The organism is Helicobacter sp. MIT 21-1697 (assembly GCF_026241255.1).
Lineage (GTDB): Bacteria > Campylobacterota > Campylobacteria > Campylobacterales > Helicobacteraceae > Helicobacter_C.
Map to the genome: position 1 here is coordinate 1 of NZ_JAPHNC010000016.1, position 15574 is coordinate 15574.

Sequence of the window (15574 nt, forward strand, 5' to 3'; positions counted from 1 at the left end):
TATTTAGACACAATATATAAAGGTGTTTGGAAAATGTCTAAAATCTTACTACAAAGTGTAGCAAAATACTCTACATTTTGTCCAAATATGAGTGGGACTTTGATTTTTAAAATATTCTTTATTCTCTCGCACTTTGCTTTATTTGAATGATTTTCAATACACTTTGATTTTAGACAATACTATACAACATCAAAAAAGCTAAGATTCTTATGCGTCCTATAATCAAAGTTTTGCAAAATGGCAGAATCTATTTTGTCCAGAAGCTTTGTTCTTACCCCTGTGTAGCGGCGGTTTGCGAGGTGAAACATTTTTTAATCTTAGCTTTTTTCAAAATTAATATTTGGTCTGTTCTCTTTAATGAAGTTTTGATATTTGTTCGTATTGAAATCCGAGTAGAAATAGTCTATTTTTTCAATTAATGCTACAAAATCAAAAATTGTTTCAAATTCCTTTGTATTGAGCCCTGTATTTAATACAAATTTATAATTATCAAAATCATAAGTTTGTGCTAAATCATTCATTATTGTATTTGTTTTTGCAAGTAGGCAAATATATTGAAAATCTTTGTCTATATATTTTGTTTGGTTATTAGGGTGTGCATAAGAAAAATGTTGATTGGGGGTTAGAGCAATAAGATTTTCTATGAAATCGCTAATAGTTGGAAATTCTGAAGCTGGAAATATATGATGAATTTGCGTAGCCTTTACATTTTCGTTTTGTTGTTTCACTTCAGATAAGCCATTATTAAATCTATCATTATACCTACGAACCACCTTTTTAGCCTTTTGTATGTTGTAATGAGCATTTGCTTGTAGTGCGAAATTTATCTGTTCGTGTTCTTGTCTTGTGAGCAATTTATCTTTATTGCTATATTCATCATACCAATTAATTCTATTATATTTAAGTTCATCAAAAGTAATGATTGTCTTTGAAAGATGCCCTTTTCTCGTACCTTTTTTCTGATATTTGAAAGCTAGAGGATTGAGGATTTTAGTAAAGATTCTGCCACATTCTACATCTTGGTTAATTGGAGTGTTTTGTATTGTAAATTGTGCAAAATTATCTTTTAAATTTCTAAAAGTTTCTTTATCTTGATATTCTAAGAAAATGTGAAAGAAATTATAGATTCCACTATCTATCAACACTTTTTCAATGTATAAAATTAAAAATTTTAAGGCATTTGTCTCCCGCATAGCAATAAATTCTAGCAATGCTAAGTTGTTGATTTTGAAAATATTACTTGTGCCTTTTTTACTTACAAACTCTAAAATACCGCTATAAGCGAAAAGATTAATGGGCTGGGAAAAGAATTTATCATATTCATTGCGTGCAAACACAGAATCTGTGCTAGGTTTAGAGAAAATTGCTACAACATTTTGATTTGCATATTCACTTTGCCAAATATCACTGATAGAAAATTCTATATTAATATTGTAATCCGTGTATTCCAAAATACAATCTGCGATAATAGACAATACATCGCAAGTGCATTTTTGGTCTATCCATCTTGCATTATGAGTTATTCTAACATCATAATTATAGGCTTTTAAAAAATCAATAATTTGTTGTGTTTGCATTTTTATTACTTTCTTTTTGGATTCCAAACCAAAAACAACTTGTGCTATCAATGTTGAGTGTGCGTGTTTGATAATTTCTAGCAATTTTATAAAAATTTCTAAACTCTTCACTTGCAATATAGTCTTGTTGTTGTTGGGTAAGATTCATTTTCACTTTTGGGATAAGAATTGCCACAGAGCCATTGACAATAAAGCCTTTTTGTTTTTTGATTAAGCGTGGATTATAAGTCATATTAGGCGTTAAATAAACATCATCTCTATCTAAAAACTCGGCTATTTTAAATTTACTTAAATCTTTTTTTGAAATATAGCTATCGTAATCTTTTATTTCAATAAGCTTTCCATTGTTCGCAATATTGCGTGATTTAATAATTCTTATATCATTTTTCTTTGTGCTTGTATTGGAATTTGTAAGTTGCCTATCTCTAAAAGATTTAAAGATACCACATTCTAAGGATTTAAAAACGCTATCAAAAAAATTATTTCTAAAGATAACCCAATAAGGTAGCTTTTTATCAAAGATATAAGAGCTTTTTTGAGATAACTCTAAGCCAAGCGGCAGAGATTTGACTCTTATTTCCTTTGCTTTTCCTGTGGTAATGCTTATCGTTTCTATTAATACGCCACTAAAGCCTAATTCCCCAAAGTCTAAAATATGGCTCACCCCATTTTCTTGTAGTTTTGCCCTAGTATTTTCATATTCTTTAGTATTGAGCAAATTTTTTGGCATTATCAAAGAGATAAAATCTGCCATTTGTAGAGATTTTTCTAAAAAAAGCTTAGCCAAATTTTGATTTTTGCCAATTTTGCTAAATGGAGGATTTCCCACAATCAAATCTACATTTGGAGATTTATATTCCATAAAATCGCTACAAATAAATTCAAGTTTGAAATTTTTAGGTGCTTGTTTTTTGTAGAGCATTTTTAAAATTTCTAAGTTATTTTGATTTATATCAATTAGCTTTAAATGCACTTGTTTTATATGTGCATATTTTTTAAAGAGAATAGGAACGAAATTTCCACACCCAGCACTTGGTTCTATAATAGTTATAGAATCTTTGTTGAAGTTTGGTAAAGTTTTTGCAATTTCATTAATAATAAATTTATTTGTAAAATAGGCAGCATTTTGAGTTCTTTGCGTATTTGCTCTCTCTGCTAAATAAGATAAAGAAGCATTTGAAATTACATTTATATTTTCTTGAATAAAAATTTTTAAATGTTTAAAATCTTGTAAATTTTTAGTCTGTATGAGTTCTAAAATTTCTTTATTGTTGAGCTGTTTTTCGTGCATAAATTTTTGAATCTTATCTGCAATTTGTTGAAAAATAATCGTTGGCACTGCTTCACCTATGCTTTGCCTTATATTCATCTCATTTTGCTTAGAGAGCTTTTGTTTTTCTTTTTCATTTAAAGCATTTAACTCTTTAAGACTTAAGGGAAGCCACTTAAAATTTTGTGGAATATTCATCATAAGCATTAGCTCTCTTATGGAAAATACCCTGTCATCGCTTGGGTGAATAGTGTTTTGAGAAGCCATTTGGTCGTTTCTTGTGTGAATACAAGGGGCTACCACATTCCATTTTTGCCTTTTATATTTATCACCATTTTTTGAAGCATTAACAATAATCTTACCATTTAAGATTTTATGCGGTTTTTTAGAATCTTCTTTGTTGTCAAATGCACTTTGCCCCTCTTGTAAATCCTGTATCCATTCTCTCATATGTTGCGGGTAAGTTCTAAAGCTATGATAAAAATCATTTTTATCATATTCGCCCCATTGTAGGGATTTCTGTGATTCAATAACTTCCTTGAGTATTTTCTCTTGTGTAAATTGTGGGAAAATCTCTAGCGGAGTGATAAGATTTTTAAGCTCTTTGCACACACCGATAACTAAAGTTCTAGTTCTGCTTGAATTTGCACCATAATTTTTAAAATTAATAACTTCGTTGTAAATAGAATATTCTTTGGATAAATTTGCCTCTATCATTTTGCCTATTGGCACAATATTACCGCTTGTATCTACGCAACCTGTTTTATAAAAACTTGCGACATTTTCTAAAATAAAAAATCTTGGGTTAATTTCTTTTATTAAATGAACACTCTCAACAACTAGAGAGTTTCTCTCTATTTCATTGGTAGTTTTTTTGTGATTTGCTACACTCATTCCTTGACAAGGTGGTGTAGCAATTAAGACATCTACCCTGTCATTTCCTAAGGTTTTATAAAAATCAATTTGTTTTAAAATCTGCTCTTTTGTCTGCTTATTTTTTATATCTCCGCTGATATAACCATTTTCATATTTGCACTTTTTATTTATTTTTTGAATCCTTAATCTGCGCTCTATGATTTCATTTGTGGCAATACATTCAAACCCAGCCTCTTTGAAACCATAGCAACCCACTCCAGCAGATGAAAAAAGTGAAATATAAGTTAAAGCTTTATTTGGCAACATTCGTTCTAAAATACTCCTTTCTGATATACAAAGCCCTCATTTTACCAAAAAGCCTTAAAATATTGCTGATAAATTGCATTACTATAAAGAGTTGCAATTATTCTAAACATCCAACCTTTCCATATTGAAAATCCAAAATATTCGCTCACAACCCCTGTGCCACCAAAGACATCAAAAAAGCTAAGATTCTTATGCGTCCTATAATCAAAGCTTTGCAAAAGGGCGGAATCTATTTTGTCCAGAAGCTTTGTTTTTGCCCCTGTGTAGCGGCGGTTTGCAAGAGAGAACATAAAAAACCTTGAACTAAATTTTAGTGCATTATACAATATTTGGGCTATATATTTTAATTTTCGTGCTACCTAGCTAATGACCCGCGCAATTTATTTTTGTTCCCTACTAGGATATTTTCTGCTGTTTATTTCCTGTATTATCCCTCCTTAAAATTTGCAGTTTAATACACGATTTCGTATTTATCTTGCTTTTGGTAAGCTTCCCAATATTTCTCTGCAATCAATTCGGGGGCGTGTTGTGTGTTTGGCTGAATGTGTCCTGATATGGTGATAAGCCCCACAAAAATGCCTTTTTCTTTTAATTCATCGTGCAATGTCTTGCCAAGTGCCTTGAGCGCGGCTTTGCCTATTGAGATTCCCGCGTGTTCTTTGCTAGGATTATCCCCAAAATACCGCCCGATAATAGAATCGCACCGCTTCTTTGCTCCGCTTGTTTTTGCATTACAAGCTTAACGCAACACAAGGCACTTGCGACATCGGTTTGATAATGCTTAATGAAGTCATCATTGCTAAATGCTGTTGCAAACCCGTCCTCACGCACTCTTGCATTATACACAAGGACATCTAGCACACCAAAGGCAGCTTGGATTTCCTTAAAAGCAAATTCCAAAGTTTGCGGTTTTTCACAATCTGCAGAATAGATAAAAGTCTCAATGCCCTCTTTTTCAATCTCTTTTTTATATGCGTTTAGATTCCCAACATTTCTTGCAATGAGAATGACCCTAAAATCATTCTTGCCAAAACGTTTTGCAATAGCATTCCCTAAGCCTTTCCCTGCGCCTACAACAACGATATTCTTTTTCATTTTTTCCCTTTTGCAATTTTAGCTCTCGCAAAATTCTATTCTTAAGCCTCTTTGACAAAACTTAAAAGCTCAATCGCTCCGAACATCAATCTAGCAAATTCACGCATTTTCTACGCGATATGGGATTCTTTTTGGTATCTAATCTTTATCCCAAAATACCTAAAAAGCTACCAAGTTATCTTTGCTTCTCACTAGGATATTTTTCTATTGTGAGGATAAAATCCTGCTTTTGCGCCTTGAGCTGTGCGACAAAAGATTTTCTTGCGCCCTTTATGCTTCCTAGCTTGATGACACCCGGATAAGGGGGCTGCTTGGCATAGAATAGCCCGACATTGCCCCAAGGAACGAAATAGAAAAAATCTCCGCTTTGTGGCTCATACTCTACGCCCTCTTGTGCGCTTAAGCGTGTGTCAAGTTTGGCAATCTTTTCTTTACCCACATAATCACTAAAATTTAAGCTTAGGGGCAAAAGTGCATAAAATTCCTTTGCTACTGCGTTATTCTCCAAACCTAAAACAAAGCTTTGTCCTCCAAAGTGCATTTGTATTTGCATTTGCTCCTCCTTTGCTCTTGAATCTATGCCACCAAAGCTTTGGCTCTGTGCGAAACATTCACCCAATGTGCATTGCATAAGCAATACGCACAGACAAAGAATCTTTGAAAACTTCATTTGCATTCCTTATGATTAAATCTTGAATAGATTCTGTAATTATAAAGCCTGATACCTAGTGTTTGTCAAGGGTTTAGAAGAATGAATGTGTCAAGCAAGAATATCTTTCAAGCTGCAAATTGCTCTTTATACCACTCGCACCTTAATGTTGTGCGTGGTTTATTTCAATTACATACAAGATTCTATTGTTTATTTCCTTTACGCGCTATGCAATAGATTTCATTTGGCAAATTAAAATTGCTTATCAAAAGATCTTTATCATTTTTATGAGATTATTGAGGCAAAACTTACCTTTTCACTTCTCCTCTTTTAATGAATTTTTCTCTTATGGAGCTATTTTTTAGAATCTCTGCGTGTTCGTTTTTAATATCAAGAGGCCAATCCATTCCTTGTTCTTGCACATTCCAATCAGGGTGTTTGCCACTCTCAACACTTAAATAATCCTCCACACAACATTGCTCAATCAATTTATAAGAAATATAAGCATTTTGGATTCTTTTTAGCCCGAAAAGCCCTTTGATGTCTTTTTCAAAATTCTCTTGGTAAATCATATAAAATTCTATTTTTGCGCCGCTTAGAATCGTATGATACAAAAAATACCATATTCCAAAACTCCTAATGCTTGGTCGTCCCTTTGTTCCGCCATCGCGATAAATAGACAAAGTATTTTTAATGCCGCCATCGGCTTGACTTCCACCAATCTTTTTAATCTCACCATTGACAACTATAAGATAAACCCTTGCGACATTTTGCGTTAAAATGCTTTGAGACAATGGGTTGCCCTTTTCATCTTTTAAAACCTTAAGATAATTAAAATTAAGTCTCGTGCTTCCCTCCACAAATTCTACATCAGCAATTTTAAAGCAGTTTTTACTTCATCTATTTTCATTTTTACTCCTTTATTATCAACAATTCGTGGCTTTGTTTGACATTGTTTGGTTCATTTCGTTCCACTCTATTTTTACCCACTCTTATTTCGCCTTGCCCCATAGTGTATTGCCATTTTGGCTCTAAGATTCTATAATCTTTATAAGTCTCCCGCACAAATTCACAATCATTATAACTCAAAATAAATTTGCCCTTATGATTTTTGAGGCATTGCGCCAAAAGCGTGTGATTGAAGCCATTGTGATGAATAGGAAAATTTCGCATAGGATAGATTCCTTTAAACATTTGAGAATCTCCCTCTAAAAAGTAAGGCGGGTCGCAGTAAAAAAAGTCATTTGGATAGCTTTCAAACACTTTTTCAAAACTCGCACATTCCACACTTAGATTTTGCAATCTCTTATCTTGCCCCAAACTTTTAAGCTTTTGCAACGCATTCACATAGCGACTTTTATCTGCATAAATCTTGCTCATCCAGCCCAAAAAACCGGGACCATAAGAAAGATTAAAATTAAAATAATAATCTCTTGCAAGGGTTAGAGAATCTAGCTTTTTTAAAGGAGTGTTTTGTGCATTTTTGTGTCGCTCATTCCAAAAGGCTTTCAACTCATCTTTTATCGTTGTATAAGTTTCCTTTGTAGGCTCAAGCTTCAAAAGTTCATCATAAAGCTTCAAAGAATCTGCAATCAAAACTTGCCAAAAATTCACTAAAATATCAAAAATATCAAAGGCTTTCACCTCTAAATTTAGCTCTAACGCACTTGCGATTTCTACACTCCCTCCACCAATAAAAGGCGATATTAAACGCTTTACATCATTAGGAAAATACTCTAAGATTAACCCAACTGCTAGGCTTTTGCCTCCACCATAGCGCAAGGGGCTTTTAGTATAGCGTTTATAAGCAAGGGATTTGCCTTTGAGATTGCACAAAAAATGCTGCTTAGAAGTCAAATTTTGCTTTTTCACAGAATCTACTGCTTTATCTTGTTGCAAAGAGTCAAAATGAAATAAAGATTGTTGTTGTGTCAATGGATTGCCTTAAGTTTTGTGGAATTATAACAATTTTGAGTTAAAACATTGCATATCCATAGATTCAAACCCGCTCCTTACCTTAACTATCAATCTATGGATATTATAGCTTAAGTTAGCCTAGATTTCTCATTAAACCTTATTAAGTCTTTTGGCAACTTAGAATCTTATTTCAAATTCTCCTTAAAAAACATTGCGATTGTATCAAAGGGAATCTTTTGCGCGTTGTCATACAAATCAGTGTGATTGGCGTCTTTAATAAGCAATAATTCTTTGTTTTTGCCCTTTAGCTTTTTGTAAGCGTCCTCACTGAAATATCTGCTATGTGCCGCCTCGCCGTGAATAAGCAAAACAGGGCTTTGTATCTCATTGCTGTATGCAAGAATAGGTGCATTAATAAAGCCTAAAGATGAAGTGAGATTCCAATTTCCATTAGAGTTAATGGAGCGCGCGTGGAATCCGCGAGGGGTCTTATAATAATCAAAATAATCCTTAATAAATTGTGGCTCATCGCCTGTAAGCTTTTGAGGTAAGCCCTCTGCTTTGGCATAAGTGCCACTTTTGAAATCCTTTGTGCGCTGTGCGTTGAGAGAAACTTTTAGCTTATAACGCGCCTTTGCGTCCATAGAATCATTATAGCCATTGGCATTCACGCGGCTCATATCATACATTGTAGAAGTTACTACTGCCTTAATGCGCGTATCCATCGCAGCGACATTAAGCGCAAAACCACCAAATCCACAAATGCCCAAAACGCCAATTCTTTGAGAATCCACATTCGCATAATTGCTTAGAAAATCCACCGCTGCACTAAAATCCTCTGTGTTTATATCAGGCGAGGCGACATTGCGAGGTTTGCCCCCGCTCTCCCCTGTGTAAGAAGCGTCAAATGCAAGAGTGATAAAGCCTTTTTGTGCTAAAGTTTGTGCATAAAATCCACTTGCCTGCTCCTTGACTGCGCCAAAAGGACCACTGATTGCAATAGCTGGGAGCTTATCGCTTTTTTTAATATTTTTAGGTAGATACAAATCCCCTGCGAGTGTGATTCCATAGCGGTTGGTGAATTTCACCTTTTGCACCTTGACTTCATTGCTTTTGGCAAAAACCTTATCCCATTTTTCTTGTGCCATAGCTGCACCTCCTATCAAAAATATCAGCATCAATACGATGCCCCCAAATGTCTGCGAGAGTGTCTTATTTTTCATTACTGCTCCTTATGATTTTAAAATATATTTGAAATTATAAAACCTGATACCTAGTATTTGTCAAGGGGTGAGAGAGAAAATTAAATCTATGCTATAATACACAATCGTAGAAAAGGAGGAAGCGCGATGATAAGGGATAGTAGCTATTATAGAGATTCTAAATTGCATTATGGGAGCTTTGGCTTTTGCACTCATAAAATGCACAAAACAAACACAAAGGATATAAATGAAAAAGTTTAAACTTACCCAGAATCTTGCGTGGGGGCTAGTGCTTTTAGGTGGCATTATAGAATGCTTTTGGGCAAGTGGGCTAAAATATGCCGATAGTCTCTTTCTCTATGCACTCACAGGCATTGGGATTTTTGCCTCTCTTATTTGTGGGATTTTGGCAATAAAAGTGCTAGAAGTTGGAATCGCTTATAGCGTGTTTGCGGGCATTGGCACAGCAGGGATTACTCTAGCTGAAATCCTTGTCTTTGGTGAGGAATTTTCAGCCCTTAAAGTCCTTTTTATTACCACCTTGCTTATTGGTGTGGTGGGACTAAAGCTTTCAGCAGATAAAACAGAAGAAGCGCAAGAAGAAAAACTCGCACAAGAGATTTCGCACGATTTGGGGCTTGATGAGATTGTGCAAGATTCTTGTGTAGATTCTAATGCGGAATCTAGTAGCACAAGGGGGAGAAAATGAGCTGGGTGTATTTAATCTTGGCTGGGTGCTTAGAAATCGTGGGTGTGATTTTGATGAAAAAATACAGCCTTACAGGGCGTGAAATCTTTGCATTTGGTATGTTAGTGCAGTTTTTATTAAGTTTTGCTTTCCTTTCTTTGGCTATGCAGGGCATTGCTATGGCAACTGCGTATGCGATATGGACAGGCATTGGCGCAGCGGGTGGTGTGCTTGTAGGTATATGGTTTTTCAAAGAGAGCAAGAGCGTCAAAAAGCTCTTTTTCATCGCACTTATTATTATCTCTGTTGTGGGGTTAAAGGCATTGTCGTAGATGAAAGCCCCTGCCCTTTGTATAAATGCTTTTTTAAGGATTCTTTAGTGAAGTAATCAAAGACGGAAATTTTTAGTATGAATGAAACTTATTCTTCTAAAATAAGAAAATCCCCTTGCGATTTTTTATTTGTTTGAATGCTACTTTTCTTGCCACTATAAGGTTTATAAGATGTTTGAGAAGCTATTTTTAAAAACTCCAGTGCATAATCTTCTTTGGCAAGCCTTGCAGTGCTTGATGAAATTTTAGGGATATACCCTTGCAGTGCTTTGACACGCTCAATTACATCTTCAAAATATTCCTGTGCCATTTTATCACGCTCTTTGTTTTTTTCCCAGCTAAAACCTTTATTATAAGACTTAATCACTTCATACCAATTTCCCTTACGCACTTTGTGCCAATAGCTTAGCTCCTCAAGTGCGCTCTGAAGCGCAAAACCATCATCGCGCATAAGAAGTTCCCCCACCATATTACGCATAAAATTAGAATCTTTTTGCTTATGTTTTTTAATAATGCCCGGAATATGCGCGTGAAAAATACCAGCTGAAGGGTCAGCGAAATTCACCCGATATTCTCCAGCACAAGATTCTTTCCACGCAATAGCTGCCATTGTGTAACCAAAACCGCTCTTTGCACCATATTTAAAAGCTTTTAAAATAACTTGCTTTTGGTTTTTATTAAATTCCTTTGGTTGCACGCATTTGCCCTCTATTTTATGAAGTGGTAGGGCAAAGGCAATACTTAAAGCTCCGCTTATTGCCATTATACATAATCCAACGATGACTTTCACCCTCTCACCTCCAATAATACTTTAGGTATTCTCAATAATATAAATAAGTTTTCAACAAGTCTGCATTATAATGACACAATCATATCTAAATTTTAAAGGAATATCCTTGAAATCATCATATTTGCCCTTACTTATTGAAATTCTTACTGAAGAACTTCCCGCTCTTCCTTTCCTCAAAGAGCTGCCTTATATGGTAGAAAAATGGCAAAAAATCGCACAAAAACATCATATTACTTCTGCACCCACTCTTTATTTTACGCCGCGCCGCATTGTGCTTTATGAGCAAAACTTCGCTACTCACACACAAGATATGCTTATAGAATCATATGGTCCTCCCATTGCCATCGCTTTTATTGATGGCGATACGACAAAAGGCTTAAGCAAGGCTGGAGAGAGCTTTTTTAAAAAACTTGGATTAAGCCCAAACACACCTTATGAGACAAGACTAAAAGACAATAAAGAAGTCCTCTATTATGCCAAAATGCAACAAGGTGCGCAAACACAAGATATTATAGGAGAGATTCTCGCAGAATGGCTTAAAGCACTGCATTTTGGCAAAAGTATGTTTTGGGGTGATTTAAATGAGAGTTTTATCCGCCCTGTGCGCAATATCCTTGTTTTACTCGGAGAGGAAAATATCGCTTTTAACGCCTTTGGTTTGCAGAGCAAGGCACAAACTTATCTCCATAGAGATGTAAGCTTTGAGCCTTTTGCTATTACCTCTGTGGCTAATTATTTTACATCTTTACACAATGGTAAGGTCATACTTGAGCAAGACAAACGAAGAGCAATGATTTTAGAGCAAATTGCTACCATAGAATCCCAAGAGGGCATAAAGGTAGAAATTGACGAGGAGCTGCTCAATGAAGTAGTAGCCATTACAGAATATCCACGCGCAGCGTATGGAAGCTTTGATAAGGCATTTTTACAACTGCCCAATGAAGTTATTATCACCTCAATGAAAGAAAATCAACGATATTTTGCCACCTACAAAGATGGGCGACTTCACAATGGCTTTGTGCTTGTCTCTAACTCTACTGCTGCGAATCTTGCACCCATTGTGCAAGGCAATCAAAAGGTTTTAAAGGCTCGCCTCTCTGATGCTGTATTTTTCTATGAAAATGACCTTAAAAATGGATTTACTCCCGAAAAATTGGATCAGATTCTCTTTGTTGATGGGTTAGGTTCGCTTCTTGATAAAACTAAACGCGAAAGTATCATTGCTCTTACACTGCTCAAGTCCTATGCCCATAAAATTGATATGGAGATTGGACAATCCCAAGAAATATTAAGCACTGCGGTAAAATATGCAAAAGCTGATTTGCTCACAGAAATGGTATATGAATTTACCGATTTGCAGGGAATCATAGGTTATTATTATGCACAAAAATTTGGTATGCACCCACTTGTTGCTCAAGCTATCAAAGAACAATATCTCCCCACAGGCGAGGATTCTCCACTTCCTAGCCATATACTAAGTGCGCTCCTTGCCCTTAGTATTAAGCTTGATAATATCTTTGCCCTTTTTAGCATTGATAAGATTCCTAGCGGCTCAAAAGACCCTTTTGCTCTGCGCAGGGCTGCAAATGGTGTGATTAAAATCATATGGCATTATGGGCTAGATTTTGATTTACTCACAGATATGCCTCGTTTATATCAAGCAGGAGGGTATAAACCAAGCGATATGCAACGCATTGAATCTTTTTTCCTTGAGCGGCTTGAGGGTATGCTCAAAGTCAATCCCTCACTTATCCGATGTGTGCTCAATGCGCGTGTCAATAATGCAAAAGTGCGCAATCTCAATACGATTATACGCAATGTTGAGGCGCTTAGCGCATTTTTTGAAAAAAGCGATAAACAAGCTCTCATCACGCTTTTTAAACGCGTAGCAAATATTTTGAATGATGATATAACTCCCTCACATATTGATGAATCTCTCCTAAAACTTCCTCAAGAAATCGCCCTTTATGAAGCGCTTAAAGCCCTTAAAACAAAAGAATTTAAGGACATAAGTGAGCATATTGCCGCACTTTTTGCACTTAAAGAACCTTTGGAGGCATTTTTTGCCTCTGTGCTTGTAAATGATAATAATAACGCTATGAAGACAAATCGTCAAATGCTTATTTTGAGCATATATAATGAATTTCTCCGCATTGGGGACATTAAGGATATTACACTTTGAAATCAGCGTATCACATCTTTATACTTGAAGCAAAAAATATATTTACCTCTGTTTCGGCTATGCTTATTATTTTTGGAGGTTCGCTTTTTTATCTTTTCCTCTATCCTACGCCCTATTATGAAGATGTCGTAAGTGCGCAAAAAATCGCACTTATTGATTATGATGACACTTCCTCATCGCACGAACTCATCGCACTTATAAGAGCATCGCCACATTTAGAACTCGTGGAGATTCTCCATAGCCCAGAAAAAGCACAAAACCTTATAGAATCTAATCGTATCTATGGCTTGCTTATTATCCCCAAAGACTTTCAAAAACATCTCTATCAACATATACCGCCCACAATTCCTATTATGGCAAATGCTTCATACTTACTTATTTATGGGGCTATTGCAAATGCTGCTGCCGATGTCATCAATGAATTTAACGCACTTCATAAGACAAAACTCAATATCCAAGAACACGATATTTTACAGCCCACATTTATGCCACTTTTTAATCCCTCAATGGGCTATATTAACTATACACTCGCTCCTGTGCTTATTTTTATTTTGCACCAAACGCTTGTCGCTGGAGCTGGTATCATTGGTGGCACACAGAATCAACAATTTTCTCAAGGTGTGCGAAATTACTATTGCTGGGCAAATCCATTGATTCTAATCTTATGCAAAATTTTTGTGTTTTTTTGCATTTATACTCTGCTTTTTGCATTTTATTTTGGCTTTGCGTATGCGTTTTATGGTGTCAATGTCAATGCGAATATTCTTGATTTTTGGCTCTTTAGCACTGCTTTTATCCTTTCAACGGCTGCATTTGGCGTATTTTTTGGCGCTCTACTTCCCAAACGCTCCCTTTCAACGCAAATTATTATGCTCGCCTCTATGCCCATTGTATTTCTGCTTGGCTTTATGTGGCCCAAAGCACAAATCGCCCCTTGGGCAAATGATGTCATTGCTTTTTTACCCGCATACCACGGAATCAATGGACTTTTGCAGCTTAACCAAATGGGTGCTAGCTTTGGCAGTGTATGGGAGTATTTTATGAGTTTGCTATTCTTAGGGATAATGTATGCAGGCGCGAGTGTGCTCGTGATTTATAAAAAGACTTTGCGTTGGTAACACCTCTATGATAAATATGGCTTCATATAGAATCTACTTTTGAGCTTTGTGTATCTCAAGCATTTTATCAAAAAGCTTTATGAAAATATCTTTATCTTTTTTGAAGACGCTAGAACTCAAACAAAATTTTTCTACCACAGATTCTAAATCTTCATAATGCGGAGTAAATCCCTGCTCTATTGTATTGAGGGCGTCTTTTATATCTTTTTTTGAACGAATCTCAAAGCAATCTTTGAGTAGGGCAACAAAATTAAGATTTATGCCAAAACTTAAGATTGGCTTTTTTGCAAGAACTGCTTCAATCCCCACAGAACCAGCCAAAAATGCTATCGCCTTAGCGTGTTTAATTAATTCACTAGATGGAGTTTTGATACTCACTAACTCCACATTTGGAATCGCCTTAAGCTGCTGATAAAAAAGTGGTGTTCTAAAATAAGAAATGTGAGAAAAGAGAATATTATGTTGTTCATAAATAAAAAATTGCGCAGGGTGCTCTTTGACATAAAGTTTATATCCTTTGGGTAAAGAAGTTGCCAACATTTTGATGATAAACATTTGAGAATTGAGCAGCGCCCTTGGCATAATGATAGCTTCGGGCTCTAGATTCAAAGAATAATAAATAAAATTGTATTTGCTTCGTGCAAAATCAATCTCAACACTTAAGCGCTCATAGAATTTGAAAAGCTTTTTGACATACAATGAACCATAAAAAGATTCAATCCTAGAGCAACGCACGATTGGCTTTTTATCTTGTGATTGAGATTATATTGCGTGCTCGCTATAAAATGAGTTATGAGGCTTGGTAGCGGTTTTATTTTTGTCGTGAAAAAATATTTTAAAGGTTTTTTTAAGGCGGGTTTTTTGGGATTTTGAAACGATTTGATATAAGGCTTTAAATCAACGCCCCCCCCCCGCAACTATTTCTTTAATATTTACAAAATTTTCATTATGATAGAGATGTAAAATAGTTTCCTCATCTGTGCCCGAGCTTAATCCAAGATTAAAAAAATCAATGCCTTTTTTAGCTGCTATATCTTTGATAATACCATCGGTATAGGCATAATGAACTTGGTCATTTAAAAATATCATATCAATATGATTTTTACTGAAAAAATCCAAATAAAATCCGAGTGCCAAATAATACATATATAGAATCATTCCTCTATCCAAACAATATCTTTGTATATAATGCTCTACGCGCAGTTGTGTGGGTTGAAAAGCTTTTATTTCATCAAAAGTGAGATTGTAACCATTATGATAAATTGTGGCAAAGTCCTCATAAGTAATTTGATTTCTTGGCAAGATAAGCGGAATGTGATGTTGCAATTTTGACTTTTGCTCTTGAGATATAAAATTACTAATGAGCAGAGCAATGTTATAATTTCCCTGTTTCAAAAGAGATGTAACCAAATCATAATCTGCATCAATCAAAACAATATTTTTCATTTTCTCTCCAGCAAAGATAGAATGTATTGTGTATTATACTTTTTTGAATCTGTATCTCACTTAAAACCTTCAATCATACCTTATAGAACTCATCACTCAAACTTCAAACATTAAAACCCTAACGCC

General features: G+C 35.2%; 17 protein-coding genes. 4 read left to right on the top strand and 13 right to left on the bottom strand.

Annotation, left to right across the window (positions count from 1 at the left end; genetic code table 11):
- Positions 1 to 179: 179 nt before the first annotated feature.
- The 10 genes from OQH61_RS09260 to OQH61_RS09305 all read right to left on the bottom strand — a co-directional run bounded on the left by OQH61_RS09260 (position 180) and on the right by OQH61_RS09305 (position 8913).
- Positions 180 to 308 carry a hypothetical protein gene (locus tag OQH61_RS09260; protein ID WP_266027147.1) on the bottom strand — a complete coding sequence of 43 codons (129 nt, stop codon included), beginning with the start codon at positions 306 to 308 and terminating at the stop codon, positions 180 to 182.
- A gap of 9 nt (positions 309 to 317) precedes the next feature.
- On the bottom strand, positions 318 to 1577 hold the full coding sequence (locus OQH61_RS09265; RefSeq protein ID WP_266027148.1) for a restriction endonuclease: 1260 nt from the start codon (positions 1575 to 1577) through the stop codon (positions 318 to 320).
- Entirely contained in the window at positions 1555 to 4029 is a 2475-nt protein-coding gene (locus OQH61_RS09270) for a DNA cytosine methyltransferase (RefSeq protein ID WP_266027149.1), read from the bottom strand. The genes OQH61_RS09265 and OQH61_RS09270 overlap by 23 nt, the downstream gene beginning before the upstream one ends.
- Before the next feature lie 41 nt (positions 4030 to 4070).
- Complete coding sequence (locus OQH61_RS09275; protein WP_266027150.1) at positions 4071 to 4319, bottom strand: hypothetical protein; 249 nt, start codon at positions 4317 to 4319, stop codon at positions 4071 to 4073.
- 161 nt (positions 4320 to 4480) lie between these two features.
- Positions 4481 to 4633: a hypothetical protein gene (locus OQH61_RS09280; protein ID WP_266027151.1), complete on the bottom strand. Its 153-nt coding sequence runs from the start codon at positions 4631 to 4633 to the stop codon at positions 4481 to 4483.
- A gap of 32 nt (positions 4634 to 4665) precedes the next feature.
- Positions 4666 to 5124 (bottom strand): SDR family NAD(P)-dependent oxidoreductase, encoded by a 459-nt coding sequence (locus OQH61_RS09285; RefSeq protein ID WP_266027152.1) that lies wholly within the window; start codon positions 5122 to 5124, stop codon positions 4666 to 4668.
- Positions 5125 to 5299: 175 nt separating this feature from the next.
- Positions 5300 to 5794 carry a cyclophilin-like fold protein gene (locus tag OQH61_RS09290; RefSeq protein ID WP_266027153.1) on the bottom strand — a complete coding sequence of 165 codons (495 nt, stop codon included), beginning with the start codon at positions 5792 to 5794 and terminating at the stop codon, positions 5300 to 5302.
- Positions 5795 to 6081: 287 nt separating this feature from the next.
- Positions 6082 to 6651 (bottom strand): type II restriction endonuclease, encoded by a 570-nt coding sequence (locus tag OQH61_RS09295; RefSeq protein WP_266027162.1) that lies wholly within the window; start codon positions 6649 to 6651, stop codon positions 6082 to 6084.
- 34 nt (positions 6652 to 6685) lie between these two features.
- Entirely contained in the window at positions 6686 to 7645 is a 960-nt protein-coding gene (locus tag OQH61_RS09300; protein WP_416232498.1) for a DNA adenine methylase, read from the bottom strand.
- Between the two features lie 230 nt (positions 7646 to 7875).
- A complete protein-coding gene (locus OQH61_RS09305; protein WP_266027154.1) occupies positions 7876 to 8913 on the bottom strand; it encodes an alpha/beta hydrolase in 1038 nt (345 codons plus the stop codon).
- A gap of 226 nt (positions 8914 to 9139) precedes the next feature.
- Between OQH61_RS09305 and OQH61_RS09310 the strand changes: the two genes are divergently transcribed.
- Both OQH61_RS09310 and OQH61_RS09315 read left to right on the top strand, forming a co-directional pair.
- Positions 9140 to 9601, top strand: a complete 462-nt coding sequence (locus OQH61_RS09310; RefSeq protein WP_266027155.1) for a DMT family transporter — start codon at positions 9140 to 9142, stop codon at positions 9599 to 9601.
- Positions 9598 to 9912, top strand: a complete 315-nt coding sequence (locus OQH61_RS09315) for a DMT family transporter (protein ID WP_266027156.1) — start codon at positions 9598 to 9600, stop codon at positions 9910 to 9912. The genes OQH61_RS09310 and OQH61_RS09315 overlap by 4 nt, the downstream gene beginning before the upstream one ends.
- A gap of 88 nt (positions 9913 to 10000) precedes the next feature.
- Here OQH61_RS09315 and OQH61_RS09320 read toward each other — a convergent pair whose 3' ends face one another.
- Positions 10001 to 10702 carry a hypothetical protein gene (locus OQH61_RS09320; protein ID WP_266027157.1) on the bottom strand — a complete coding sequence of 234 codons (702 nt, stop codon included), beginning with the start codon at positions 10700 to 10702 and terminating at the stop codon, positions 10001 to 10003.
- Positions 10703 to 10808: 106 nt separating this feature from the next.
- On the opposite strand from OQH61_RS09320, the gene glyS reads away from it, so the two are divergent.
- A complete protein-coding gene (glyS, locus tag OQH61_RS09325) occupies positions 10809 to 12884 on the top strand; it encodes a glycine--tRNA ligase subunit beta (RefSeq protein ID WP_266027158.1) in 2076 nt (691 codons plus the stop codon).
- A complete protein-coding gene (locus OQH61_RS09330; protein ID WP_266027159.1) occupies positions 12881 to 14002 on the top strand; it encodes an ABC transporter permease in 1122 nt (373 codons plus the stop codon). Before glyS ends, OQH61_RS09330 begins: the two co-directional genes overlap by 4 nt.
- A gap of 33 nt (positions 14003 to 14035) precedes the next feature.
- Here the strand turns inward: OQH61_RS09330 and OQH61_RS09335 are convergent, their stop codons facing one another.
- Together OQH61_RS09335 and OQH61_RS09340 are read right to left on the bottom strand one after the other, a co-directional pair.
- Entirely contained in the window at positions 14036 to 14737 is a 702-nt protein-coding gene (locus OQH61_RS09335; protein ID WP_266027160.1) for a hypothetical protein, read from the bottom strand.
- Positions 14738 to 14899: 162 nt separating this feature from the next.
- On the bottom strand, positions 14900 to 15448 hold the full coding sequence (locus tag OQH61_RS09340; protein WP_266027161.1) for a hypothetical protein: 549 nt from the start codon (positions 15446 to 15448) through the stop codon (positions 14900 to 14902).
- Between the last annotated feature and the right edge of the window lie 126 nt (positions 15449 to 15574).